The organism is Streptomyces paradoxus, assembly GCF_014202475.1.
Lineage (GTDB): Bacteria > Actinomycetota > Actinomycetes > Streptomycetales > Streptomycetaceae > Streptomyces > Streptomyces paradoxus.
On the sequence record NZ_JACHGV010000003.1, the window covers coordinates 281,436 to 303,795 of the forward strand.

General features: G+C 67.6%; 34 protein-coding genes. 31 read left to right on the plus strand and 3 right to left on the minus strand.

Annotation, left to right across the window (positions count from 1 at the left end):
* Positions 1 to 36: 36 nt before the first annotated feature.
* From rplV to truA, 25 genes are all read left to right on the plus strand, one after another.
* Entirely contained in the window at positions 37 to 384 is a 348-nt protein-coding gene (gene rplV, locus HNR57_RS10945) for a 50S ribosomal protein L22 (RefSeq protein ID WP_033308966.1), read from the plus strand.
* Positions 384 to 1,208, plus strand: coding sequence for a 30S ribosomal protein S3 (rpsC, locus tag HNR57_RS10950; protein WP_086560684.1), 825 nt, complete (start codon positions 384 to 386; stop codon positions 1,206 to 1,208). The genes rplV and rpsC overlap by 1 nt, the downstream gene beginning before the upstream one ends.
* Positions 1,209 to 1,213: 5 nt before the next feature.
* A complete protein-coding gene (gene rplP, locus HNR57_RS10955; protein ID WP_003992362.1) occupies positions 1,214 to 1,633 on the plus strand; it encodes a 50S ribosomal protein L16 in 420 nt (139 codons plus the stop codon).
* Positions 1,633 to 1,857 (plus strand): 50S ribosomal protein L29, encoded by a 225-nt coding sequence (gene rpmC / locus HNR57_RS10960; protein WP_010036720.1) that lies wholly within the window; start codon positions 1,633 to 1,635, stop codon positions 1,855 to 1,857. Before rplP ends, rpmC begins: the two co-directional genes overlap by 1 nt.
* Positions 1,857 to 2,144, plus strand: a complete 288-nt coding sequence (gene rpsQ, locus HNR57_RS10965) for a 30S ribosomal protein S17 (RefSeq protein ID WP_030839660.1) — start codon at positions 1,857 to 1,859, stop codon at positions 2,142 to 2,144. Before rpmC ends, rpsQ begins: the two co-directional genes overlap by 1 nt.
* A 103-nt stretch (positions 2,145 to 2,247) precedes the next feature.
* Entirely contained in the window at positions 2,248 to 2,616 is a 369-nt protein-coding gene (rplN, locus tag HNR57_RS10970) for a 50S ribosomal protein L14 (protein ID WP_003992364.1), read from the plus strand.
* Between the two features lie 2 nt (positions 2,617 to 2,618).
* The gene (gene rplX, locus HNR57_RS10975; protein ID WP_003992365.1) at positions 2,619 to 2,942 is read left to right on the plus strand and encodes a 50S ribosomal protein L24; all 324 of its coding nucleotides are present in this window, start codon (positions 2,619 to 2,621) and stop codon (positions 2,940 to 2,942) included.
* Positions 2,942 to 3,499, plus strand: a complete 558-nt coding sequence (gene rplE / locus HNR57_RS10980; protein ID WP_030839657.1) for a 50S ribosomal protein L5 — start codon at positions 2,942 to 2,944, stop codon at positions 3,497 to 3,499. The genes rplX and rplE overlap by 1 nt, the downstream gene beginning before the upstream one ends.
* Positions 3,500 to 3,504: 5 nt before the next feature.
* Entirely contained in the window at positions 3,505 to 3,690 is a 186-nt protein-coding gene (locus HNR57_RS10985; RefSeq protein WP_003948630.1) for a type Z 30S ribosomal protein S14, read from the plus strand.
* A 240-nt stretch (positions 3,691 to 3,930) separates the two neighbouring features.
* Entirely contained in the window at positions 3,931 to 4,329 is a 399-nt protein-coding gene (gene rpsH / locus HNR57_RS10990; protein ID WP_030839654.1) for a 30S ribosomal protein S8, read from the plus strand.
* Positions 4,330 to 4,353: 24 nt separating this feature from the next.
* Positions 4,354 to 4,893 carry a 50S ribosomal protein L6 gene (gene rplF / locus HNR57_RS10995; protein WP_033308964.1) on the plus strand — a complete coding sequence of 180 codons (540 nt, stop codon included), beginning with the start codon at positions 4,354 to 4,356 and terminating at the stop codon, positions 4,891 to 4,893.
* A 3-nt stretch (positions 4,894 to 4,896) separates the two neighbouring features.
* Complete coding sequence (gene rplR / locus HNR57_RS11000; protein ID WP_007494754.1) at positions 4,897 to 5,280, plus strand: 50S ribosomal protein L18; 384 nt, start codon at positions 4,897 to 4,899, stop codon at positions 5,278 to 5,280.
* Positions 5,281 to 5,321: 41 nt separating this feature from the next.
* The gene (rpsE, locus tag HNR57_RS11005) at positions 5,322 to 5,930 is read left to right on the plus strand and encodes a 30S ribosomal protein S5 (protein ID WP_030671799.1); all 609 of its coding nucleotides are present in this window, start codon (positions 5,322 to 5,324) and stop codon (positions 5,928 to 5,930) included.
* On the plus strand, positions 5,930 to 6,112 hold the full coding sequence (gene rpmD / locus HNR57_RS11010) for a 50S ribosomal protein L30 (RefSeq protein ID WP_005481207.1): 183 nt from the start codon (positions 5,930 to 5,932) through the stop codon (positions 6,110 to 6,112). Before rpsE ends, rpmD begins: the two co-directional genes overlap by 1 nt.
* A gap of 2 nt (positions 6,113 to 6,114) precedes the next feature.
* Positions 6,115 to 6,570 (plus strand): 50S ribosomal protein L15, encoded by a 456-nt coding sequence (gene rplO, locus HNR57_RS11015; protein WP_184559328.1) that lies wholly within the window; start codon positions 6,115 to 6,117, stop codon positions 6,568 to 6,570.
* 235 nt (positions 6,571 to 6,805) lie between these two features.
* Entirely contained in the window at positions 6,806 to 8,119 is a 1,314-nt protein-coding gene (gene secY, locus HNR57_RS11020; RefSeq protein ID WP_184559330.1) for a preprotein translocase subunit SecY, read from the plus strand.
* Positions 8,119 to 8,781, plus strand: coding sequence for an adenylate kinase (locus HNR57_RS11025; protein WP_184559332.1), 663 nt, complete (start codon positions 8,119 to 8,121; stop codon positions 8,779 to 8,781). Before secY ends, HNR57_RS11025 begins: the two co-directional genes overlap by 1 nt.
* Positions 8,782 to 8,913: 132 nt before the next feature.
* Entirely contained in the window at positions 8,914 to 9,750 is an 837-nt protein-coding gene (gene map / locus HNR57_RS11030) for a type I methionyl aminopeptidase (RefSeq protein ID WP_184559334.1), read from the plus strand.
* Between the two features lie 212 nt (positions 9,751 to 9,962).
* Entirely contained in the window at positions 9,963 to 10,184 is a 222-nt protein-coding gene (infA, locus tag HNR57_RS11035; protein WP_003948620.1) for a translation initiation factor IF-1, read from the plus strand.
* Between the two features lie 59 nt (positions 10,185 to 10,243).
* Positions 10,244 to 10,357 carry a 50S ribosomal protein L36 gene (rpmJ, locus tag HNR57_RS11040; protein ID WP_003974245.1) on the plus strand — a complete coding sequence of 38 codons (114 nt, stop codon included), beginning with the start codon at positions 10,244 to 10,246 and terminating at the stop codon, positions 10,355 to 10,357.
* Positions 10,358 to 10,551: 194 nt separating this feature from the next.
* On the plus strand, positions 10,552 to 10,932 hold the full coding sequence (gene rpsM, locus HNR57_RS11045; protein WP_004984507.1) for a 30S ribosomal protein S13: 381 nt from the start codon (positions 10,552 to 10,554) through the stop codon (positions 10,930 to 10,932).
* A gap of 64 nt (positions 10,933 to 10,996) precedes the next feature.
* Entirely contained in the window at positions 10,997 to 11,401 is a 405-nt protein-coding gene (gene rpsK, locus HNR57_RS11050; protein WP_003956432.1) for a 30S ribosomal protein S11, read from the plus strand.
* A 164-nt stretch (positions 11,402 to 11,565) separates the two neighbouring features.
* Positions 11,566 to 12,588, plus strand: coding sequence for a DNA-directed RNA polymerase subunit alpha (locus HNR57_RS11055; protein WP_003966937.1), 1,023 nt, complete (start codon positions 11,566 to 11,568; stop codon positions 12,586 to 12,588).
* A gap of 173 nt (positions 12,589 to 12,761) precedes the next feature.
* Entirely contained in the window at positions 12,762 to 13,262 is a 501-nt protein-coding gene (gene rplQ, locus HNR57_RS11060; protein ID WP_184559337.1) for a 50S ribosomal protein L17, read from the plus strand.
* A 141-nt stretch (positions 13,263 to 13,403) separates the two neighbouring features.
* The gene (truA, locus tag HNR57_RS11065) at positions 13,404 to 14,258 is read left to right on the plus strand and encodes a tRNA pseudouridine(38-40) synthase TruA (RefSeq protein ID WP_033308959.1); all 855 of its coding nucleotides are present in this window, start codon (positions 13,404 to 13,406) and stop codon (positions 14,256 to 14,258) included.
* Between the two features lie 7 nt (positions 14,259 to 14,265).
* Here truA and HNR57_RS11070 read toward each other — a convergent pair whose 3' ends face one another.
* On the minus strand, positions 14,266 to 15,135 hold the full coding sequence (locus tag HNR57_RS11070; protein ID WP_184559339.1) for a hypothetical protein: 870 nt from the start codon (positions 15,133 to 15,135) through the stop codon (positions 14,266 to 14,268).
* Between the two features lie 74 nt (positions 15,136 to 15,209).
* Here HNR57_RS11070 and HNR57_RS11075 point away from each other — a divergent pair, with 74 nt between their 5' ends.
* From HNR57_RS11075 to glmM, 4 genes are all read left to right on the plus strand, one after another.
* Positions 15,210 to 15,521, plus strand: coding sequence for a hypothetical protein (locus HNR57_RS11075; RefSeq protein ID WP_184559341.1), 312 nt, complete (start codon positions 15,210 to 15,212; stop codon positions 15,519 to 15,521).
* Positions 15,522 to 15,738: 217 nt separating this feature from the next.
* Positions 15,739 to 16,182: a 50S ribosomal protein L13 gene (gene rplM / locus HNR57_RS11080; protein WP_033308956.1), complete on the plus strand. Its 444-nt coding sequence runs from the start codon at positions 15,739 to 15,741 to the stop codon at positions 16,180 to 16,182.
* A gap of 42 nt (positions 16,183 to 16,224) precedes the next feature.
* On the plus strand, positions 16,225 to 16,737 hold the full coding sequence (rpsI, locus tag HNR57_RS11085) for a 30S ribosomal protein S9 (RefSeq protein ID WP_184559343.1): 513 nt from the start codon (positions 16,225 to 16,227) through the stop codon (positions 16,735 to 16,737).
* Between the two features lie 166 nt (positions 16,738 to 16,903).
* Entirely contained in the window at positions 16,904 to 18,262 is a 1,359-nt protein-coding gene (gene glmM / locus HNR57_RS11090) for a phosphoglucosamine mutase (protein WP_184559345.1), read from the plus strand.
* A 104-nt stretch (positions 18,263 to 18,366) separates the two neighbouring features.
* Here the strand turns inward: glmM and HNR57_RS11095 are convergent, their stop codons facing one another.
* Together HNR57_RS11095 and coaA are read right to left on the minus strand one after the other, a co-directional pair.
* Positions 18,367 to 19,305, minus strand: coding sequence for a DUF389 domain-containing protein (locus HNR57_RS11095; RefSeq protein WP_184560357.1), 939 nt, complete (start codon positions 19,303 to 19,305; stop codon positions 18,367 to 18,369).
* A 31-nt stretch (positions 19,306 to 19,336) separates the two neighbouring features.
* Entirely contained in the window at positions 19,337 to 20,305 is a 969-nt protein-coding gene (coaA, locus tag HNR57_RS11100) for a type I pantothenate kinase (protein WP_184560359.1), read from the minus strand.
* Positions 20,306 to 20,496: 191 nt separating this feature from the next.
* Here coaA and HNR57_RS11105 point away from each other — a divergent pair, with 191 nt between their 5' ends.
* Entirely contained in the window at positions 20,497 to 21,504 is a 1,008-nt protein-coding gene (locus HNR57_RS11105) for an efflux ABC transporter ATPase subunit, DrrA-related (protein ID WP_184559347.1), read from the plus strand.
* Complete coding sequence (locus HNR57_RS11110; protein ID WP_184559349.1) at positions 21,501 to 22,310, plus strand: ABC transporter permease; 810 nt, start codon at positions 21,501 to 21,503, stop codon at positions 22,308 to 22,310. The genes HNR57_RS11105 and HNR57_RS11110 overlap by 4 nt, the downstream gene beginning before the upstream one ends.
* Positions 22,311 to 22,360: the final 50 nt, after the last annotated feature.

Consider the following 22,360-nt stretch of genomic DNA (forward strand, 5'->3'; position numbering starts at 1 on the left):
GGTGGAATGACCATGACAGACACTGGAAGGACAACCATGGAAGCCAGGGCCCAGGCGCGGTACATCCGCGTCACGCCCATGAAGGCCCGCCGCGTGGTGGACCTCATCCGTGGCATGAGCGCCACGGAGGCTCAGGCGGTCCTGCGTTTCGCCCCGCAGGCCGCGAGCCAGCCGGTCGGCAAGGTGCTGGACAGCGCCATCGCCAACGCCGCGCACAACTACGACCACACCGATGTCGACAGCCTCTTCGTCTCCGAGGCCTACGTCGACGAGGGCCCGACCCTGAAGCGGTTCCGTCCGCGCGCCCAGGGCCGTGCCTACCGGATCCGCAAGCGGACCAGCCACATCACCGTGGTCGTCAGCAGCAAGGAAGGAACCCGGTAATGGGCCAGAAGGTAAACCCGCACGGGTTCCGGCTCGGTGTCACGACCGACTTCAAGTCGCGTTGGTACGCCGACAAGCTGTACAAGGACTACGTCAAGGAAGACGTCGCCATCCGTCGGATGATGACGTCCGGCATGGAGCGCGCCGGCATCTCCAAGGTCGAGATCGAGCGCACCCGTGACCGCGTGCGTGTGGACATCCACACCGCTCGTCCGGGCATCGTCATCGGCCGCCGTGGCGCCGAGGCCGACCGCATCCGCGGTGACCTCGAGAAGCTCACGGGCAAGCAGGTCCAGCTGAACATCCTCGAGGTCAAGAACCCCGAGACCGACGCTCAGCTGGTTGCCCAGGCCGTCGCCGAGCAGCTCTCCTCCCGCGTCTCCTTCCGCCGCGCCATGCGTAAGAGCATGCAGTCGGCGATGAAGGCCGGCGCCAAGGGCATCAAGATCCAGTGCGGTGGCCGCCTCGGTGGCGCCGAGATGTCCCGCTCGGAGTTCTACCGCGAGGGCCGCGTGCCCCTGCACACGCTCCGCGCGAACGTGGACTACGGCTTCTTCGAGGCCAAGACGACCTTCGGCCGTATCGGCGTGAAGGTCTGGATCTACAAGGGCGACGTCAAGAACATCGCCGAGGTCCGCGCCGAGAACGCCGCTGCCCGTGCGGGTAACCGCCCGGCCCGCGGTGGTGCCGACCGCCCGGCCCGTGGTGGCCGCGGTGGCGAGCGGCGCGGGCGCAAGCCGCAGCAGGCTGCCGGCGCCGAGGCCCCCAAGGCCGAGGCTCCCGCGTCCGCCGCTCCGGCTGAGAGCACCGGAACGGAGGCCTGACCGTCATGCTGATCCCCCGTAGGGTCAAGCACCGCAAGCAGCACCACCCCAAGCGCAACGGCATGTCCAAGGGTGGCACGCAGGTCGCGTTCGGCGAGTACGGCATCCAGGCGCTGACCCCGGCGTACGTGACGAACCGTCAGATCGAGGCCGCTCGTATCGCCATGACCCGCCACATCAAGCGTGGCGGCAAGGTCTGGATCAACATCTACCCGGACCGCCCCCTCACCAAGAAGCCCGCTGAGACCCGCATGGGTTCCGGTAAGGGTTCTCCTGAGTGGTGGATCGCCAACGTCAAGCCCGGACGCGTGATGTTCGAGCTGTCGTACCCCAACGAGAAGATCGCGCGCGAGGCCCTGACCCGTGCGGCTCACAAGCTGCCGATGAAGTGCAAGATCGTCAAGCGCGAGGCAGGTGAAGCGTGATGTCGGCCGGTACCAAGGCGTCCGAGCTGCGCGAGCTGGGCAACGAGGAGCTCCTCAACAAGCTCCGCGAGGCCAAGGAAGAGCTGTTCAACCTCCGCTTCCAGGCGGCGACGGGCCAGCTCGAGAACCACGGCCGGCTCAAGGCCGTCCGTAAGGACATCGCGCGGATCTACACCCTGATGCGTGAGCGCGAGCTGGGCATCGAGACGGTGGAGAGCGCCTGATGAGCGAGAGCAACGTGACTGAAGAGACCAAGACGGACCGCGGTTTCCGCAAGACCCGTGAGGGTCTGGTCGTCAGCGACAAGATGGACAAGACCGTCGTCGTCGCCGTCGAGGACCGCGTCAAGCACGCGCTGTACGGCAAGGTCATCCGCCGTACGAGCAAGCTCAAGGCCCACGACGAGCAGAACGCCGCGGGTGTCGGCGACCGCGTCCTCCTCATGGAGACCCGGCCGCTGTCCGCGACCAAGCGCTGGCGCGTCGTCGAGATCCTCGAGAAGGCCAAGTAATCCCTCCTAGGGGGACCCCCTAGGAATCGTTCCGCCAGGCTCGGGGCGGGTGTGCAAGTGTCGCAGCCCGCCCCGGGAACCGGCAGACAATCAGGAGATAGACGTGATCCAGCAGGAGTCGCGACTGCGTGTCGCCGACAACACTGGTGCGAAGGAGATCCTTTGCATCCGTGTGCTCGGTGGCTCCGGTCGCCGCTACGCGGGTATCGGTGACGTCATCGTCGCCACCGTCAAGGACGCGATCCCCGGCGGCAACGTGAAGAAGGGTGACGTCATCAAGGCGGTCATCGTTCGCACCGTCAAGGAGCGCCGCCGTCCGGACGGCTCGTACATCCGCTTCGACGAGAACGCCGCCGTCATTCTGAAGAACGACGGCGACCCTCGTGGCACCCGTATCTTCGGCCCGGTCGGCCGAGAGCTGCGCGAGAAGAAGTTCATGAAGATCATCTCCCTCGCGCCGGAGGTGCTGTGAGCATGAAGATCAAGAAGGGCGACCTGGTCCAGGTCATCACCGGTAAGGACAAGGGCAAGCAGGGCAAGGTCATCGCGGCCTTCCCCCGCGAGGACCGCGTCCTGGTCGAGGGTGTCAACCGGGTCAAGAAGCACACCAAGGCCGGTCCGACGGCTCGCGGTTCGCAGGCCGGCGGCATCGTCACCACCGAGGCGCCGATCCACGTCTCCAACGTCCAGCTGGTCGTGGAGAAGGACGGCAACAAGGTCGTGACCCGCGTCGGTTACCGCTTCGACGACGAAGGCAACAAGATCCGCGTTGCCAAGCGGACGGGTGAGGACATCTGATGACGACCACCACCAGCCCGCGTCTGAAGCAGAAGTACCGTGAGGAGATCACGGGCAAGCTGCGTGACGAGTTCAAGTACGAGAACGTCATGCAGATCCCCGGTCTCGTCAAGATCGTGGTCAACATGGGTGTGGGCGACGCCGCCCGCGACTCCAAGCTGATCGAGGGCGCCATCCGCGACCTCACCACGATCACCGGTCAGAAGCCGGCCGTCACCAAGGCCCGCAAGTCCATCGCGCAGTTCAAGCTGCGTGAGGGCCAGCCGATCGGTGCCCACGTCACGCTCCGTGGCGACCGCATGTGGGAGTTCCTGGACCGCACCCTGTCGCTCGCGCTGCCGCGCATCCGCGACTTCCGCGGCCTGTCCCCCAAGCAGTTCGACGGCCGTGGCAACTACACCTTCGGTCTCACGGAGCAGGTCATGTTCCACGAGATCGACCAGGACAAGATCGACCGCACCCGGGGTATGGACATCACCGTGGTGACCACGGCGACCAACGACGCTGAGGGCCGCGCGCTCCTTCGTCACCTCGGCTTCCCCTTCAAGGAGGCGTGAGCGAGATGGCGAAGAAGGCTCTGATCGCTAAGGCTGCTCGCAAGCCCAAGTTCGGTGTGCGTGGCTACACCCGCTGCCAGCGCTGCGGCCGCCCGCACTCCGTGTACCGCAAGTTCGGCCTGTGCCGCGTGTGCCTTCGTGAGATGGCTCACCGTGGCGAGCTGCCGGGCGTGACCAAGAGCTCCTGGTAATTCCCTTAACAGGGGATTCAGGGCTCTCGGTAAGCACGTAGGGGTGGCAGGGCGCCCGGCCCACATGGCTTAGGCTTGTGGGGTTGGGCGTCTGCCGCCGCCCTTACGCACGCGGACATCTGTCCGCTCATTGAATGCTTACTACGCCGTAGGTCCACCGCGCCGCACCCGTCCCGTCTCGGATCGGGGAGAGGGATGGCGCACCAGGAAACCCCGGCGAGAGAGGCCGAAGGCCAATTCATGACCATGACTGATCCGATCGCAGACATGCTGACGCGTCTGCGGAACGCGAACTCGGCGTACCACGACTCTGTGACGATGCCGGCGTCCAAGATCAAGTCGCACATCGCGGAGATCCTCCAGCAGGAGGGCTTCATCACGGGCTGGAAGGTCGAGGACGCCGAGGTCGGCAAGAACCTCGTCCTGGAGCTGAAGTTCGGCCCCAACCGTGAGCGCTCCATCGCGGGCATCAAGCGGATCTCCAAGCCCGGTCTCCGGGTGTACGCGAAGTCCACCAACCTGCCGAAGGTTCTGGGCGGCCTGGGCGTGGCCATCATCTCCACGTCGCACGGGCTCCTGACCGACAAGCAGGCGCAGAAGAAGGGCGTGGGTGGGGAAGTCCTCGCCTACGTCTGGTAATTCGGGAACGGAGGAGAGACAGCAATGTCGCGTATCGGCAAGCTCCCCATCCCGGTTCCCGCCGGCGTGGACGTCACCATCGACGGCCGTACGGTCGCGGTCAAGGGCCCCAAGGGCGAACTGACCCACACCGTCATCGCGCCGATCGACATCGCGAAGGCCGAGGACGGCACCCTTCAGGTGCTGCGGCCGAACGACGAGCGGCAGAGCAAGGCCCTGCACGGCCTGTCCCGCACGCTGGTGGCGAACATGATCACCGGTGTGACCCAGGGATACGTCAAGAAGCTCGAAATCAGCGGTGTCGGTTACCGTGTCGTGGCCAAGGGCTCCAACCTGGAGTTCTCCCTGGGCTACAGCCACCCGATCCTGGTCGAGGCCCCCGCGGGCATCACCTTCAAGGTGGAGTCCCCGACCCGTTTCTCGGTCGAGGGCATCGACAAGCAGAAGGTCGGCGAGGTTGCGGCCAACATCCGCAAGCTGCGCAAGCCCGACCCGTACAAGGCCAAGGGCGTCAAGTACGAGGGCGAAGTCATCCGCCGCAAGGTCGGAAAGGCGGGTAAGTAAGCCATGGCATACGGACAGAAGATCCTTAAGGGCGACGCCTACAAGCGCGCCGCGATCAAGCGCCGCCACATCCGGATCCGTAAGCACATCAACGGTACGGCGGAGCGTCCGCGTCTGGTCGTTACCCGCTCGAACCGCCACATCGTGGCCCAGGTGATCGACGACATCAAGGGTCACACCCTGGCGTCGGCGTCCACCCTGGACACCTCGATCCGCGGTGGCGAGGGCGACAAGTCCGCGCAGGCCAAGCAGGTCGGCGCCCTGGTCGCCGAGCGCGCCAAGGCCGCCGGTGTCGAGGCCGTCGTGTTCGACCGTGGTGGTAACCAGTACGCGGGGCGCATCGCCGCCCTGGCGGACGCCGCCCGCGAGGCCGGACTCAAGTTCTGAGTCGGTTCCGTAGCTAGCGGAAACAGAGAGAGGTAATTCCAATGGCTGGACCCCAGCGCCGCGGTGGCGGTGCCGGTGGCGGCGAGCGGCGGGACCGGAAGGGCCGTGACGGCGGCGCTGCTGCCGCCGAGAAGACCGCGTACGTTGAGCGCGTAGTCGCGATCAACCGCGTCGCCAAGGTTGTGAAGGGTGGTCGTCGCTTCAGCTTCACCGCGCTGGTCGTGGTGGGCGATGGTGACGGCACCGTGGGTGTCGGATACGGCAAGGCCAAGGAGGTGCCGGCCGCCATCGCCAAGGGCGTTGAGGAGGCCAAGAAGCACTTCTTCAAGGTCCCCCGCATCCAGGGCACCATCCCGCACCCGATCACGGGTGAGAAGGCTGCCGGCGTCGTGCTCCTGAAGCCCGCGTCGCCCGGTACCGGTGTTATCGCCGGTGGTCCGGTGCGTGCCGTGCTCGAGTGCGCCGGTATCCACGACGTGCTGTCGAAGTCGCTCGGTTCGTCGAACGCGATCAACATCGTGCACGCGACCGTGGAGGCCCTGAAGGGTCTGCAGCGTCCCGAGGAGATCGCGGCCCGCCGTGGTCTGCCCCTCGAGGACGTCGCTCCCGCGGCTCTGCTGCGTGCGCGTGCCGGGGCTGGTGCTGCGTAATGGCTCAGCTCAAGATCACGCAGACGAAGTCGTACATCGGCAGCAAGCAGAACCACCGTGACACCCTGCGTTCCCTTGGTCTCAAGGGCATCAACACGCAGGTCGTCAAGGAGGACCGCCCCGAGTTCCGCGGCATGGTGCACACCGTCCGCCACCTCGTGACGGTCGAGGAGGTCGACTGATCATGGCGGAGCAGAACCCGCTCAAGATCCACAACCTCCGTCCCGCCCCGGGCGCCAAGACCGCCAAGACCCGTGTCGGTCGTGGTGAGGCGTCGAAGGGTAAGACGGCCGGTCGTGGTACCAAGGGCACGAAGGCCCGTTACCAGGTTCCGGAGCGCTTCGAGGGTGGCCAGATGCCCCTCCACATGCGTCTCCCGAAGCTGAAGGGCTTCAAGAACCCGTTCAAGACCGAGTTCCAGGTCGTGAACCTCGACAAGCTGGCCGCGCTCTACCCCGAGGGTGGCCAGGTCACCGTCGAGGGTCTGGTGGCCAAGGGGGCCGTTCGCAAGAACAGCCTCGTCAAGGTCCTCGGCCAGGGCGAGATCTCCGTGGCGCTGCAGGTGACGGTCGATGCCGTCTCCGGCTCCGCCAAGGAGAAGATCACCGCCGCCGGCGGTTCCGTCACCGAGCTCGTCTGAACACCACAGGCGTCTCGATGACCTGAGCGATCCCGACCGGGGATACCCCACAAATGGGGTATCCCCGGTTGGTCGTTCCTAGGGCGGCAGTCTCGCCGGTAAGGTGGCCTGCACTGCCCACTTTTCACTGGGTGCTTCACTTCGGGCACTCTCAGCGGCAGTTGACCGTTACCTATTCGTCGAACCTCAAGACCGTCACCCTTGACGCAGTTGCGCGGGGGTCGCAGGAGGCACCGTGCTCACCGCGTTCGCCCGGGCGTTCAAGACGCCCGACCTGCGCAAGAAGCTGCTCTTCACGCTCGGCATCATCGTGGTCTACCGGGTCGGTACGCACGTACCGATCCCAGGCGTCGACTACCGGAACGTCCAGACCTGTATCGACAACGCACAGGCCAACCAGGGAATCTTCGGCCTGGTGAACATGTTCAGCGGCGGCGCGCTGCTGCAGATCACGATCTTCGCCCTGGGCATCATGCCGTACATCACGGCGAGCATCATTCTGCAGCTGCTGACCGTGGTGATCCCGCGCCTGGAAGCCCTGAAGAAGGAGGGCCAGGCCGGTACGGCGAAGATCACGCAGTACACCCGTTACCTGACGATCGCCCTCGCCATCCTCCAGGGCACCGGCCTCGTCGCCACCGCCCGCAGCGGCGCGCTGTTCCAGGGCTGCCCGGTGGCCAGCCAGATCGTCCCCGACCAGTCGATCTTCGTCACCATCACCATGGTCATCACCATGACCGCCGGTACGGCCGCCGTGATGTGGCTCGGTGAGCTCATCACCGACCGCGGCATCGGCAACGGCATGTCGATCCTGATGTTCATCTCGATCGCCGCCACCTTCCCGTCCGCCCTGTGGGCCATCAAGCAGGAGGGCTCCCTGGCCGGCGGCTGGATCGAGTTCGGCACGGTCATCCTGGTCGGCTTCGCCATGGTCGGCCTGGTGGTCTTCGTCGAGCAGGCCCAGCGCCGCATCCCGGTGCAGTACGCCAAGCGCATGATCGGCCGTCGTTCCTACGGCGGTACGTCCACCTACATCCCGCTCAAGGTGAACCAGGCGGGTGTGATTCCCGTCATCTTCGCCTCGTCGCTGCTCTACATCCCGGCGCTGATCGCTCAGTTCGCGGGAGGCACGTCGGGCTGGAAGACCTGGATCGAGCAACACTTCGTCAAGGGCGACCACCCGTACTACATCATTACGTACTTCCTGCTGATCGTTTTCTTCGCGTTCTTCTACGTGGCCATCTCGTTCAACCCCGAGGAAGTCGCCGACAACATGAAGAAGTATGGTGGCTTCATCCCGGGCATCCGGGCTGGCCGACCGACCGCTGAGTACCTGAGCTACGTACTCAACCGGATCACCTGGCCGGGTTCGCTGTACTTGGGGCTGATCGCTCTCGTGCCGACGATGGCGTTGGCTGGTTTCGGGGCAAACCAGAACTTCCCGTTCGGCGGGACCAGCATCCTGATCATCGTGGGTGTCGGTCTCGAGACGGTGAAGCAGATCGAGAGCCAGCTCCAGCAGCGCAATTACGAAGGGTTCCTCCGCTGATGCGTATCGTCCTCGTCGGGCCGCCGGGCGCCGGTAAGGGAACGCAGGCCGCGTTCCTGGCCAGAAACCTGTCGATCCCGCACATCTCCACGGGCGACCTGTTCCGGGCCAACATCAGCCAGCAGACGGAACTCGGCAAACTGGCGAAGTCCTACATGGACGCGGGCAATCTCGTGCCCGACGAGGTCACCATCGCCATGGCGAAGGACCGCATGGAGCAGCCGGACGCCGAGAACGGCTTCCTGCTGGACGGCTTCCCCCGCAATGTGTCGCAGGCCGAGGCGCTCGACGAGCTCCTCGAGACCGAGAACATGCAGCTCGACGCGGTGCTGGACCTGGAGGTCCCCGAGGACGAGGTGGTCAAGCGGATCGCCGGCCGCCGCATCTGCCGCAACGACTCCTCGCACGTCTTCCACGTGACGTACAAGCAGCCGGCCAAGGACGGCGTCTGCGACGTGTGCGGCGGTGAGCTGTACCAGCGCAACGACGACTCCGAGGAGACGGTCCGGACGCGCCTGGAGGTCTACCACACCCAGACCGAGCCGATCATCGACTACTACAAGGCCCAGGGCCTGGTGGTCACGATCTCGGCGCTCGGCAAGGTGGAGGACGTCACGGCCCGCGCCATGGAGGCGCTGAAGCGTGGCGAGGGCGACAAGTAGTCGTCCGTACGCAGCTACGGCCGCGGTTCCCCTCGGGGAGCCGCGGCTGCTGTGTGGACGGGGCCGGTCGCGCGGCCCCGTATCGTTGAAGGCGTTCGTTGTCGCCGAAGGTCCAGAAAGGCCGTAGCTCCCATGGTGCAGATCAAAAGCCCCGAGCAGATCGCCAAGATGCGTGAGGCGGGGCTGGTCGTCGCCGCCATTCACGCGGCGACCCGTGAGGCCGCCGTGCCCGGGGCCACGACGAAGGATCTGGATCAGGTCGCCCGCAAGGTGCTCGCCGAGCACAACGCCAAGCCGAACTTCCTCGGCTACGGCGGCTTCCCGGCGACGATCTGCACCTCGGTGAACGAGGTCGTCGTCCACGGCATCCCGTCCGACGACGTCGTCCTCAAGGACGGGGACGTCATCTCCATCGACTGCGGCGCGATCATCGACGGCTGGCACGGCGACGCGGCCTTCACGGCCTTCGTGGGGTCCGGTCACTCCCCGGAGCTGGTCGAGCTCTCCAGGGTGACCGAGGAGTCGATGTGGGCCGGCATCGCTGCCATGAAGCAGGGCAACCGGCTGGTCGACGTCTCCCGGGCCATCGAGACGTACATCCGCCGCCAGCCCAAGCCGGGCGGCGGCAAGTACGGGATCATCGAGGACTACGGCGGGCACGGCATCGGCACCGAGATGCACATGGACCCGCACCTGCTCAACTACGTCGACCGGCGGCGCGGCAAGGGTCCGAAGCTGGTGCCCGGATTCTGCCTCGCGATCGAGCCGATGGTGTCGCTGGGGACGCCGAAGACGGAAGTCCTCCAGGACGACTGGACCGTCATCACGACGGACGGTACGTGGTCGTCGCACTGGGAGCACTCCGTCGCTCTGACGGAGGACGGGCCGTTGGTGCTGACGTCTCCCGACGGGGGGAAGGCTAAGCTCGCCGAGCTGGGGATCGTGGCCGCGCCGGATCCGCTGGGCTGAGTGTCGTCTGCGGCTGCGGGCCGGTGGGGGTTGTCCGCGCAGTTCTCCGCGCCCCTGCAGGGGGCGCTTAAAGCGCTGCCCGGTGGGGCAGACTCTCTCGATTCGTGTTTCCGAGAGCCCTGACGTAGACTGACTCGTCGGCTCTTGTGTACCCGCATGTCTGCATGCGCCCGCACAGAGTCGATCAAGGTAGTCGATTCGAAGGGCGAAGCGTGGCCAAGAAGCAAGGTGCCATCGAGATCGAGGGCACTGTCGTCGAGTCTCTTCCGAACGCCATGTTCAAGGTCGAGCTCCAGAACGGCCACCAGGTCCTGGCACACATCAGCGGCAAGATGCGCATGCACTACATCCGCATCCTCCCTGACGACCGGGTCGTGGTGGAGCTGTCTCCGTACGACCTGACCCGTGGCCGGATCGTCTACCGCTACAAGTAGATCTTGCCCGCATCCCGCTTCCGGCGGGGTGGTGGCACTGACCCGGAGAACCTCACCTAATGAAGGTCAAGCCGAGCGTCAAGAAGATCTGCGACAAGTGCAGGGTGATCCGCCGTCACGGCCGGGTCATGGTCATCTGCGACAACCCGCGCCACAAGCAGCGCCAGGGCTGACGCACGACCGATCCCTCTGCATCCATCGCAGAGATTCGCGCGACGCAAGCTGAATATGTTCATACGCAGGACCCAGGGGAACGAGCGTTCGCCTGACACCCCCGGTTCGGAGGCTGGGGACCCAGTTCGTACCTGGTACGGCGACTGGGAGTCGGTTCTGTGGAAGACCTCCGACAAGTAACTGGAGCCATTGAATGGCACGCGTTTCCGGTGTTGACATCCCGCGCGAAAAGCGCGTGGAGATCGCCCTCACCTACGTGTTCGGCATCGGCCGGACCCTCTCCCAGCAGACGCTGGCCGCCACCGGCGTGGACCCGAACACCCGTGTTCGTGACCTCTCCGAGGAGCAGCTGGTCGCGATCCGCGAGTACGTCGACAACAACATCAAGACCGAGGGTGACCTCCGTCGCGAGATCCAGGCCGACATCCGCCGCAAGGTCGAGATCGGTACCTACCAGGGTCTCCGTCACCGTCGTGGTCTGCCCGTCCGCGGTCAGCGCACCAGCACCAACGCTCGTACCCGCAAGGGTCCGCGTCGCGCCATCGCCGGTAAGAAGAAGCCGGGCAAGAAGTAGTCCACAGCGGACGCCTGTCCACGGTCTTCGCTGTAGGACCGACCACCTCCCGTAGGAGTAATAGATGCCCCCCAAGGGTCGTCAGGGCGCTGCCAAGAAGGTGCGCCGCAAGGAAAAGAAGAACGTCGCTCACGGTCACGCGCACATCAAGAGCACGTTCAACAACACGATCGTCTCGATCACGGACCCGTCCGGCAACGTGATCTCCTGGGCCTCCGCCGGCCACGTCGGCTTCAAGGGCTCCCGCAAGTCCACGCCGTTCGCCGCGCAGATGGCCGCCGAGTCGGCCGCCCGCCGCGCCCAGGAGCACGGCATGCGCAAGGTCGACGTCTTCGTCAAGGGCCCGGGCTCCGGTCGTGAGACCGCGATCCGCTCCCTGCAGGCCACCGGCCTCGAGGTCGGCTCGATCCAGGACGTCACGCCGACCCCGCACAACGGCTGCCGTCCGCCCAAGCGCCGCCGCGTCTGACCCCTCGGGGACGACGTACGGCCGCTTGGCGGTCTGAGGTTTTCGGGCGATATGGCTCTTCGGAGCCATATCGCCCGTACCCTTGTAACTGCAACACATATCGGGCTGCCGCCCGGTGGCAAGGGCATCAAATAGTGGGTGCCCCTGACTGAAGGACTCACCACATGCTGATCGCTCAGCGTCCCTCGTTGACCGAAGAGGTCGTCGACGAATTCCGCTCCCGGTTCGTGATCGAGCCGCTGGAGCCGGGCTTCGGTTACACCCTCGGTAACTCTCTGCGCCGGACCCTCCTGTCCTCGATCCCGGGTGCGGCGGTCACGTCCATCCGCATCGACGGCGTGCTGCACGAGTTCACCACCGTGCCGGGCGTCAAGGAGGACGTCACCGACCTGATCCTCAACATCAAGCAGCTGGTCGTCTCCTCGGAGCACGACGAGCCGGTCGTGATGTACCTGCGCAAGCAGGGCCCGGGTCTGGTCACCGCCGCCGACATCGCGCCCCCGGCCGGTGTCGAGGTGCACAACCCCGACCTCGTCCTCGCCACGCTCAACGGCAAGGGCAAGCTGGAGATGGAGCTGACGGTCGAGCGTGGCCGCGGTTACGTCTCCGCCGTGCAGAACAAGCAGGTCGGCCAGGAGATCGGCCGGATCCCGGTCGACTCGATCTACTCGCCGGTGCTCAAGGTCACGTACAAGGTCGAGGCCACGCGTGTCGAGCAGCGGACCGACTTCGACAAGCTGATCGTCGACGTCGAGACCAAGCAGGCCATGCGCCCGCGTGACGCCATGGCGTCCGCCGGTAAGACCCTGGTCGAGCTGTTCGGTCTGGCCCGCGAGCTCAACATCGACGCCGAGGGCATCGACATGGGCCCGTCGCCGACGGACGCCGCCCTGGCCGCCGATCTGGCGCTGCCGATCGAGGAGCTGGAGCTCACCGTTCGGTCGTACAACTGCCTCAAGCGCGAGGGCATCCACTCCGTGGGTGAGCTCGTCGCCCGTTCCGAGGCGGACCTGCTCGACATTCGGAACTTCGGTGCGAAGTCGATCGACGAGGTCAAGGCGAAGCTGGCCGGCATGGGCCTGGCCCTGAAGGACAGCCCGCCCGGATTCGACCCGACCGCCGCCGCGGACGCCTTCGGTGCCGACGACGACGCGGACGCCGGTTTCGTGGAGACCGAGCAGTACTAAGAGCTCGGGCCTTTCGGTCCGTACTCGGCCGCGGGTGCGCTGTGCTTGATCGCGCAGTTCCCCGCGCCCCTTCCAGCCCCCTTCGGGGGGCTGGATCTCCGACGGGCAACCGCTCGCTCGGATACTGACCCCGGTACCTGATACGGCCGGGGCAGACACCTAGGAGAAGCACCATGCCGAAGCCCACCAAGGGTGCCCGTATGGGCGGCAGCGCCGCGCACGAGAAGCTGATGCTCGCGAACCTCGCGAAGTCGCTCTTCGAGCACGGTCGCATCACCACCACCGAGGCGAAGGCCCGCAAGCTGCGGCCGTACGCCGAGCGTCTGGTCACCAAGGCGAAGAAGGGCGACCTTCACAACCGCCGTCAGGTGCTCCAGGTCATCACGGACAAGAGCATCGTGCACACGCTCTTCACCGAGATCGGCCCGCGCTACGAGAACCGTCCGGGTGGCTACACCCGCATCACCAAGATCGGTAACCGCCGTGGCGACAACGCGCCCATGGCCGTCATCGAGCTGGTCGAGGCGCTGACGGTGGCGCAGGAGGCGACGGGCGAGGCCGAGGCCGCGACCAAGCGCGCGGTCAAGGAAGACGCCCTCAAGAAGGACGAGGCCGCCGAGGCCAAGTCCGACGAGGCCGCCGAGGCTCCCGCCGAGGAGTCGAAGGACGCGTAAGCGTTCTGCCGGGGGCTGTGCGTTTGCGGCCGCGGGTTCGTGGTGGCTTGTCGCGCAGTTCCCCGCGCCCCTTCAAGGGCGTTGGCGGGTCCGTTCCTTCACGGGAACGGGCCCGCTTTTGTGTTCTGAGAGGATCTGTACGTGAGTGACGAAGTAGAGGCCGGCCACGTCCGGGTCCGGCTTGATCTGTCGTACGACGGGAGTGAGTTCTCCGGATGGGCCAAGCAGGCCGGGGGGCGGCGGACCGTGCAGGGGGAGATCGAGGACGCCCTGCGGACCGTGACGCGGTCGCGGGAGACCTACGAGCTGACCGTCGCTGGGCGTACCGATGCGGGCGTGCACGCGCGCGGGCAGGTCGCTCACGTCGACCTGCCGCGTGAGGTCTGGGCCGAGCACCATCAGAAGCTGCTGAAGCGGCTCGCCGGGCGGCTGCCGCGGGACGTCCGGGTCTGGGCGCTCAGGGAGGCGCCCAGTGGCTTCAACGCCCGTTTCTCGGCGGTCTGGAGGCGGTACGCGTACCGGGTCACCGACAACCCCGGGGGCGTCGACCCGCTGCTGCGGGGCCATGTGCTGTGGCACGACTGGCCCCTCGACGTGGACGCCATGAACGAGGCGGCCCGGGGTCTGCTGGGCGAGCACGACTTCGCCGCCTACTGCAAGAAGCGGGAAGGCGCGACCACGATCCGTACGCTCCAGGAGCTGAGTCTGGTGCGGGGGGACGACGGGATCATCACCGCCACCGTGCGGGCCGACGCCTTCTGCCACAACATGGTGCGCTCGCTCATCGGGGCGCTGCTGTTCGTCGGGGACGGGCACCGGCCCGCCGACTGGCCGGGGAAGGTGCTGGCGGCCGGCGTACGGGACTCGGCCGTGCACGTCGTACGGCCGCACGGGCTGACGCTGGAGGAGGTCGGCTACCCGGCCGACGACCTGCTCGCCGCGCGCAACAAGGAGGCGCGGAACAAGCGGTCGCTGCCGTCGGCGGGCTGCTGCTGACGTCCGGTTATTCGTTGGCCGCGGCCGAGGCCTGGACCTCGCCGCGGCGGCGGATCTGGTCGAACGTGAACTGGGCCAGGTCGTCCCCGGTCTTGTAGACGGGGTTGTCCTTGGGCGTCACGTCCTTGCCGTTGGTGAAGCCGGCGTTGGTGAAGTAGGCGTAGCGGCCGTAGGAGTTGGTGGTCGTGCGGCAGAACCCGGATTCGCAGAAGGGCTTCACGCCGCCGCCGGAGAGCGACTTCACGAAGCTCTTCTTGGTGCTCTGGCCCTTGGCCTTCACGGCCTGCGCCTCGTTGTCGAAGACGGCCACGCCGACCGTCACCGCGATGCCGTCCTTGACGTAGGTGGCGCGTATCAGGCGCGTGCAGTCGTTCGCCGTGAGGATCTTGGGGAGCGTGCCGCCGGCCGCCGAGGCGCAGTTGCGGGTGTCGGCGGTGGGGCCCTTCTTGTACAGCGTCCCGGCCTGGGTCAGCTGGGTGCCCGGGAAGAGGGTGTCCGGGCTGAGCGGGGCCTTGTCCTTCTTCGCGCTGGCGATGAAGTCCTTCGGGTCCAGCGGGGGAGGGGCGCTGGTCGGGGCGAAGGACGGGGCCGAGGCGGTCTGGCTCGGGATGTCGGCCGACGGCAGGGAGGTCGGGTTCCCCCGGTTGTCGCCGCCCGCCGAGACGACGGCCACCGCGACGGCGGTGCCGATCGCGACGGTGGCGAACGCGCCGCCGCCGATCAGCAGCAGCCGGCGTCGCTTGTTGCGGGCCTCGGAGGCTTCAGCGAGCGCTGCCCAGTCCGGAGACTGGCCGCCCCCGCTGTTCCAGGGCTGCTGCGACTGCGGTTTCCAGGGATCCCACTGGGACTGAGGTCCCCCCTGCTGCCCAAAGCTCATGGGCCGCATCTTAGACGGGACATGGGGTGTGCTGGTCCGTCCGGACGGGCTCTCCAGCCCCTAGCGTTCCTCCCATGCGCACGGGCAAAGACGACATCTCCGGGTGGTTGGGACGAGTACTGCCGGCGGTGGTGCTGCTGGGGTGTCTGCTGTCGTGGCCGGCCCTCGCGGCCGGGGTGTGGCCGTCGGTCGTGGTGGGAGCGCTGGTCGCGTGCCGCCGTCCGCGCGCCGGCGGATCCATGGTGCGGTGGTGTGCCGCGGTCGCCGTGGACGTCGCCGTCTCGGCGGTGTTCCCGTACGGGCGGCCGCTGCGGCGGCGGACGCTGCGGAGGGCCGTCACGTTCTGTGCCGCGCTGTGCGTCTCCGTGACCGAGCGGCTTCGGTGACCCCGCGTTTTGACCCTTGTGGTGTACCCCGGTATTCTGCTTGTTCGTTGTGTATTGGCTTGCTCATTCTCACGGGACGGGCCCTTACACCGGTCCACCGGGCCGATGACCAGCGACCCCACGTACGCGGTATGCGTCGCCGCAGTGCGGTCCAGGCTGTCGTGATCGTTTCGGTGACCAGTTATGGACCATTCACTCGAAGCGAAGGCTACGAACCGTGCGTACGTACAGCCCCAAGCCCGGCGATGTGACGCGCCAGTGGCACGTCATCGACGCTCAGGACGTTGTCCTGGGCCGTCTCGCCACCACTGCCGCGACGCTCCTCCGGGGCAAGCACAAGCCGATCTACGCGCCGCACGTCGACGCTGGTGACTTCGTCATCATCATCAACGCCGACAAGGTGCACCTCTCCGGCAACAAGCGGACCCAGAAGATGGCGTACCGCCACTCCGGCTACCCGGGTGGTCTGCGTTCCGTCCGCTACGACGAGCTGCTGGACAAGAACCCCGAGAAGGCCATCGAGAAGGCCGTCAAGGGCATGCTCCCCAAGAACACGCTGGGCCGTCAGATGCTCTCGAAGCTGAAGGTCTACAAGGGTGACCAGCACCCGCACGGCGCGCAGCAGCCGCAGCCGTTCGAGATCACCCAGGTCGCGCAGTAAGTCCGGCCACCCCCTAAGACTGAAGAGAATCTGAGGAGCATCGTGGCCGAGACCACTGCCGAGCAGCCGCTCGAAGAGCTTGACATCGACAGCTACACCACCGAGTCCGAGGTCCCCGTCGAGGGCGAGTACACCTCGGAGTCCATGGCGTCCCGCTTCGGCGAGCCCCAGCCGGCCGCCGGCCTGGGCCGTCGCAAGAACGCCATCGCCCGCGTCCGGATCGTCCCGGGCACCGGCAAGTGGAAGATCAACGGTCGCACCCTCGAGGACTACTTCCCGAACAAGGTGCACCAGCAGGAAGTCAACGAGCCGTTCAAGGTTCTCGAGCTCGAGGGCCGCTACGACGTCATCGCCCGCATCTCCGGTGGCGGTGTCTCCGGCCAGGCCGGTGCGCTCCGTCTCGGTGTCGCCCGTGCGCTGAACGAGGCGGACGTCGACAACAACCGCGGCCCGCTGAAGAAGGCCGGCTTCCTCAAGCGCGACGACCGTGCGGTCGAGCGCAAGAAGGCCGGTCTGAAGAAGGCCCGCAAGGCTCCGCAGTACAGCAAGCGCTAATCGCGTCGCCCGTCCTTGCGACTGGCTTCGCAACGATCGCCCCGGCGGCACGGTTGTGCTGCCGGGGCGGTTTCGTTTACACAACCCCTACAGCCCCCGGACAGTCTCAGGGGGTGCACTCGGGGATGTGAGCCGCATTCTCATCAGTAATTCGGAGGACACCACTGTGGGACGACTCTTCGGCACGGACGGCGTGCGCGGTGTCGCCAATGCGGATCTGACGGCGGAGATGGCCCTGGGCCTCTCCGTGGCCGCGGCACACGTACTGGCCGAGGCGGGCACGTTCGAGGGACACCGGCCGACCGCCGTGGTCGGGCGTGACCCCCGTGCGTCCGGGGAGTTCCTGGAAGCCGCCGTGGTCGCGGGTCTCGCCAGCGCCGGCGTGGACGTCCTGCGGGTCGGCGTGCTGCCGACGCCCGCCGTGGCGTACCTGACCGGGGAGCTGGGGGCCGACCTCGGTGTGATGCTCTCCGCGAGCCACAACGCCATGCCCGACAACGGCATCAAGTTCTTCGCCCGCGGCGGGCACAAGCTCGCCGACGAGCTGGAGGACCGGATCGAGTCCGTCTACGAGGAGCACCGCACCGGCGCCCCGTGGGACCGGCCGACCGGGGCCGGGGTGGGCCGCGTACGCGCGTACGAGGAGGGCTCCGAGCGGTACGTCGCGCATCTGCTGGGCGTCCTGCCGAACCGCCTCGACGGGCTCAAGGTCGTCCTCGACGAGGCGCACGGCGCCGCCGCCCAGGTCTCGCCCGAGGCGTTCCAGCGGGCCGGCGCCGAGGTCGTCACGATCGGGGCCGAGCCGGACGGGCTCAACATCAACGACGGGTGCGGTTCGACGCACCTGGACAAGATCAAGGCCGCCGTCGTCGAGCACGGCGCCGACCTCGGCATCGCGCACGACGGCGACGCCGACCGGTGCCTCGCCGTCGACCACACCGGCGCGGAGGTGGACGGGGACCAGATCCTCGCCGTGCTCGCGCTGGCGATGCGGGAGCGTTCCGTGCTGCGGTCCGAGACGGTCGTGGCCACGGTGATGTCGAACCTCGGGTTCAAGCTCGCCATGGAGCGCGAGGGCATCCGGCTCGTGCAGACCGCCGTCGGTGACCGGTACGTGCTGGAGGAGATGAAGGAGCACGGGTTCGCTCTCGGGGGCGAGCAGTCCGGGCACGTGATCATCCTCGACCACGCGACCACCGGGGACGGCACGCTGACCGGGCTGCTGCTGGCGGCTCGGGTCGCTCAGAGCGGGCGCACGCTGGCGGATCTCGCCGGTGTCATGGAGCGGCTGCCGCAGGTGCTGATCAATGTGCCGGATGTCGACAGGACGCGGGTGGGGACGTCCGAGGAGCTGTCGGCGGCCGTCGCGGACGCGGAGCGGGAGCTCGGCGAGACCGGGCGGGTGCTGCTGCGGCCCTCCGGGACCGAGCCGTTGGTCCGCGTGATGGTCGAGGCGGCCGATATCGAGCAGGCGCGGTCTGTCGCGGGGCGGCTGGCCGATGCGGTGAAGTCCGCGCTCGGGTAGTGAACCGGGTCGGGGGTGGGGCTGCGGGTGACTGCGGGCCGCGGGTCGTTCGTGGCTTGTCGCGCCCACGCGGCGGAGCCGCACATGGACACAGCCCCGCGCCCCTAGAGCTTGCCGACCCCCTGGCGCTGTCTCGACCAGAGCCACTTCTGGAGCAGCAGGGTGGCTGTGCCCGCGACGATGATGCCCAAGAGGTTCAGCAGGAGCTGTTCCGTGGAGCCCCACGTCTGTTTCGTGTCGCCGTAGCTCAGGGCCACGGCCGCGTTCGCGGCGGCCGGGATCGTGGTGACCGAGATGGCCACGCCGACCAGGGCGCCCGACTTGGCCGAGGTCAGGGAGAGCGTGCCGGCGATGCCGGCCAGGACCGCCACGACGAAGGAGAACCAGTCCGGGGCGTAGATGAAGCCCGTGTTCGGGCGGTCCGCCCTGAGCTGCTGCTCGCTGAACAGGTCGACGGCGTCCATGAAGAGGCTGAAGGCGACCGTCACCGCCATCGCCGCCGCGAAGCCCACCAGCAGGGCGATCAGTGCGCGCAGGGCGAGCCGGGGGCGGCGCCGGACGATCGCGGTGCTGAGGCCGGCGAGCGGGCCGAACTCCGGGCCCACGGCCATGGCGCCGACGATCAGGATCGCGTTGTCCAGGACCACGCCGCAGGCCGCGATCATCGTGGCGAGCGTGATGAACGCCAGGTAGGTGACGGAGAGGGTGGACTCCTCGTGCGTCGCGTCGGTCAGCTGCTCCCAGAGGACCGCGTCCGCTCCCTCGCCGGGCGCGTCGGCCTCCGCCTGGTCGGCCCGCTCGGACAGGGACAGGTCTATGGACTCGACGGCGATGGAGCCGGTGGTGTCGATGCCCAGTTCCCGCAGCCGGCCGAGCAGTTCGTCGCCCGCCTCACGCGCCACGTCGCACATCACCACGTCCCCGGCCGGGTCGCGGGCGGCGCCCGGCAGCACGACGAGGTGGGTGGTGCCGACCGTCTTCTCGATCAGCAGGACCACTTCGTCGGTCCGGTCGGACGGTGTGATCACGCGCAGATGGAGCATGGCGCCCATCTAACCCGCCTTTCCCCTGCCGTCACAGCTTGCGCAGGCTGAGCCGCTGCACCTTGTGGTCCGGGCCCTTGCGCAGGACGAGGGCGGCACGGCCGCGGGTGGGGGCGATGTTCTCCACCAGGTTGGGCCGGTTGATGGTGCGCCACATCGTCCGGGCGTAGTCGAGGGCCTCTTCCTCTGAGACCTGCGTGTACTTGCGGAAGTACGAGGACGGGTTCTGGAAGGCGGTCGCGCGCAGCTTGCGGAAGCGGTTGAGGTACCAGGTCTCGATGTCCTCGACGCGGGCGTCGACGTACACGCTGAAGTCGAAGTAGTCGGCGAGACCGACGCGGGTGCGGCCGTCCTTGCCGGGCAGGGCCGGCTGGAGGACGTTCAGGCCCTCGACGATCAGGATGTCGGGGCGGCGGACCGTGAGCCTCTTGTCGGGGACGATGTCGTAGATGAGGTGGGAGTAGACGGGGGCCGTGACCTCGTCCTTGCCGGCCTTGATGTCGGCGACGAAGCGAGTCAGGGCGCGGCGGTCGTACGACTCCGGGAAGCCCTTGCGGGACATCAGGCCACGGGCCTGGAGTTCCTTGGTGGGCAGCAGGAAGCCGTCGGTGGTGACCAGCTCGACGCGCGGGTGCTCGGGCCAGCGCGAGAGCAGGGCCTGGAGGAGGCGGGCGACCGTCGACTTGCCCACGGCGACCGAACCGGCCACGCCTATGACGAACGGGGTGCCCGACTGGGAGCCCTGTTCGCCGAGGAACGTGTTCAGCGCGCCTCTGAGTCCGTCGGTGGCACCGACGTAGAGGTTGAGGAGACGGGACAGCGGGAGGTAGATGTCCCGCACCTCGTCGAGGTCGATCACGTCGCCGAGACCGCGCAGCTTCTCGACCTCCTCGGCCGTCAGCGGAAGCGGCGTCTTGTCGCGCAGCGCGCTCCACTCGGTTCGGGTGAGGTCGACGTAGGGAGTCGCCTCCGGGCGGGGCCGGTGGGCGCTCCGGGGCATCGAGGAGACCGGAGAGATCACAGTCCATTGTTACGGGCGTACGAACGGATGGTGAGGTGGGATCCGTCACGCGAGGTTTTCGCCCCTTTTCCTCCTGAGAAAAACTGGTGCGGGAGGAATGTCAGTGGTGTGCGTCACAGTTGTGGGAGAGGTGGGCCCGGTCCGGGGTCCACGGACGCCTGGGGGTACCCATGACGTACGCGATAGAGGCGGAAGGTCTGGTCAAGCGGTTCAAGGAGACCGAGGCGCTGGCCGGCGTCGACCTGGCCGCCCGCAAGGGCACGGTGCTCGGGCTGCTGGGCCCCAACGGTGCGGGGAAGACGACGGCGGTGCGGATCTTCGCGACACTGCTGCGCCCGGACCGGGGCAGGGCCCGGGTGGCCGGCCACGACGTGGTCCGGGAGGCCGGGGTCGTACGGTCCCTGGTCGGGCTGACCGGGCAGTACGCGGCGGTCGACGAGAACCTGACCGGGACGGAGAACCTGCTGCTCATCGGCCGGCTGCTGGGTCTGCCGCGGCGGGAGGCGAAGGCGCGGGCCGGTGAGCTGCTGGAGCGGTTCCAGCTGACCCACGCGGCCGGGCGGGCCGCGAAGACCTTCTCGGGCGGCATGCGCAGGCGCTTGGACCTCGCGGCCAGCCTCGTCGGCCGGCCCAGCATCCTCTTCCTCGACGAGCCGACCACCGGCCTCGACCCGCACAGCCGCGGTGAGCTGTGGGACCTGCTGCGCGGCCTGGTCGCGGACGGCGCGACCGCCCTGCTGACCACGCAGTACCTGAACGAGGCCGATGTCCTCGCGGACGACATCGTGGTGATCGACAAGGGCCGTGTGATCGCCGGGGGCACGCCGGACCAGCTGAAGGCGCAGGTCGGCGGCCAGGTGCTGGAGCTCAGGCCGATCGCCGGGCAGGATCTCGCGCGGGCGCACGCGCTGGTGGCCGGGGCCGCCGGGCCGCAGGCCCGGATCGAGGGCGAGACGGTCACCGCCCCGGTGAAGGACCCCGAGCTGATGCCGGCCGTGGTGCGCGCGCTGGACCGGGAGGGTATCGCGGTCGGGGAGCTGGCCCTGCGCCGTTCCTCGCTCGACGAGGTCTTCCTCTCCCTGACCGGCCACCGCGCCGAGCCGGGCGAGGCCGAGGAGGACGGCGGTGCGGCCGTCCGGGAGGACGAGGAGCTGGAGAAGGCGGTGAGCCGGTCATGACCGCCACCACTCTCACCGTGCCGGTCACCGGGTCCGGCCGGGTGCCCGCCCTCGCCGGGGTGCGGCAGACCTTTACGATGGCCTGGCGGAGCCTGGTCGCCGTCAAGCACAACCCGCTCGAACTGGTCGACTACAGCATCACGCCGATCATGTTCGTGTTCCTGTTCACCTACGTTCTGGGCGGGCAGATGGCCGGCTCGCCCGACGCGTATCTGAAGTACGCGCTGCCCGGGATCATCGTGCAGAACACCCTGTTCATGACGATGTACACGGCGATGGCCCTCAACACCGATCTCACCAAGGGCGTCTTCGACCGGTTGCGCAGCCTGCCCATCGCCCGCTCCGCCCCGCTCATCGGCCGGATCACCGCGGACCTCGCGAAGCACGTGTGGGCGCTGCTGCTGATGATCGGCCTCGGCCTGGCACTCGGCTTCCGCATCACCGGCGGATTCGGTGGATTCCTGCTCGGCACACTGCTGGTGGTGGTGTTCGCCGCGGCCGTGTCCTGGAGCGCGGTGCTGATCGGGATGCTGGCCGGTGACGCCGAGAAGGTCCAGGCGTTCGCGTTCACGCTCATCTTCCCGATCACCTTCACCAGCAGCGCGTTCGTCGTCGTCGACACGATGCCCGGCTGGCTCCAGGCGTGGAGCGACGTCAATCCGGTGACCCACCTGTCGGATGCGTTCCGGGGGCTGCTGCTCGGCGGGGCGGTGGCGGAGCCGGTGCTGTGGTCGCTGGTGTGGGCGGCGGGTATCGCCCTGGTGTTCTATCCGCTGGCCATGCGGGCCTATCGGGCGAAGGTCTGACTCAGGGCCTCCTGCCCCCGGTGGGAATTTCCGATTTCGGGCACACAACG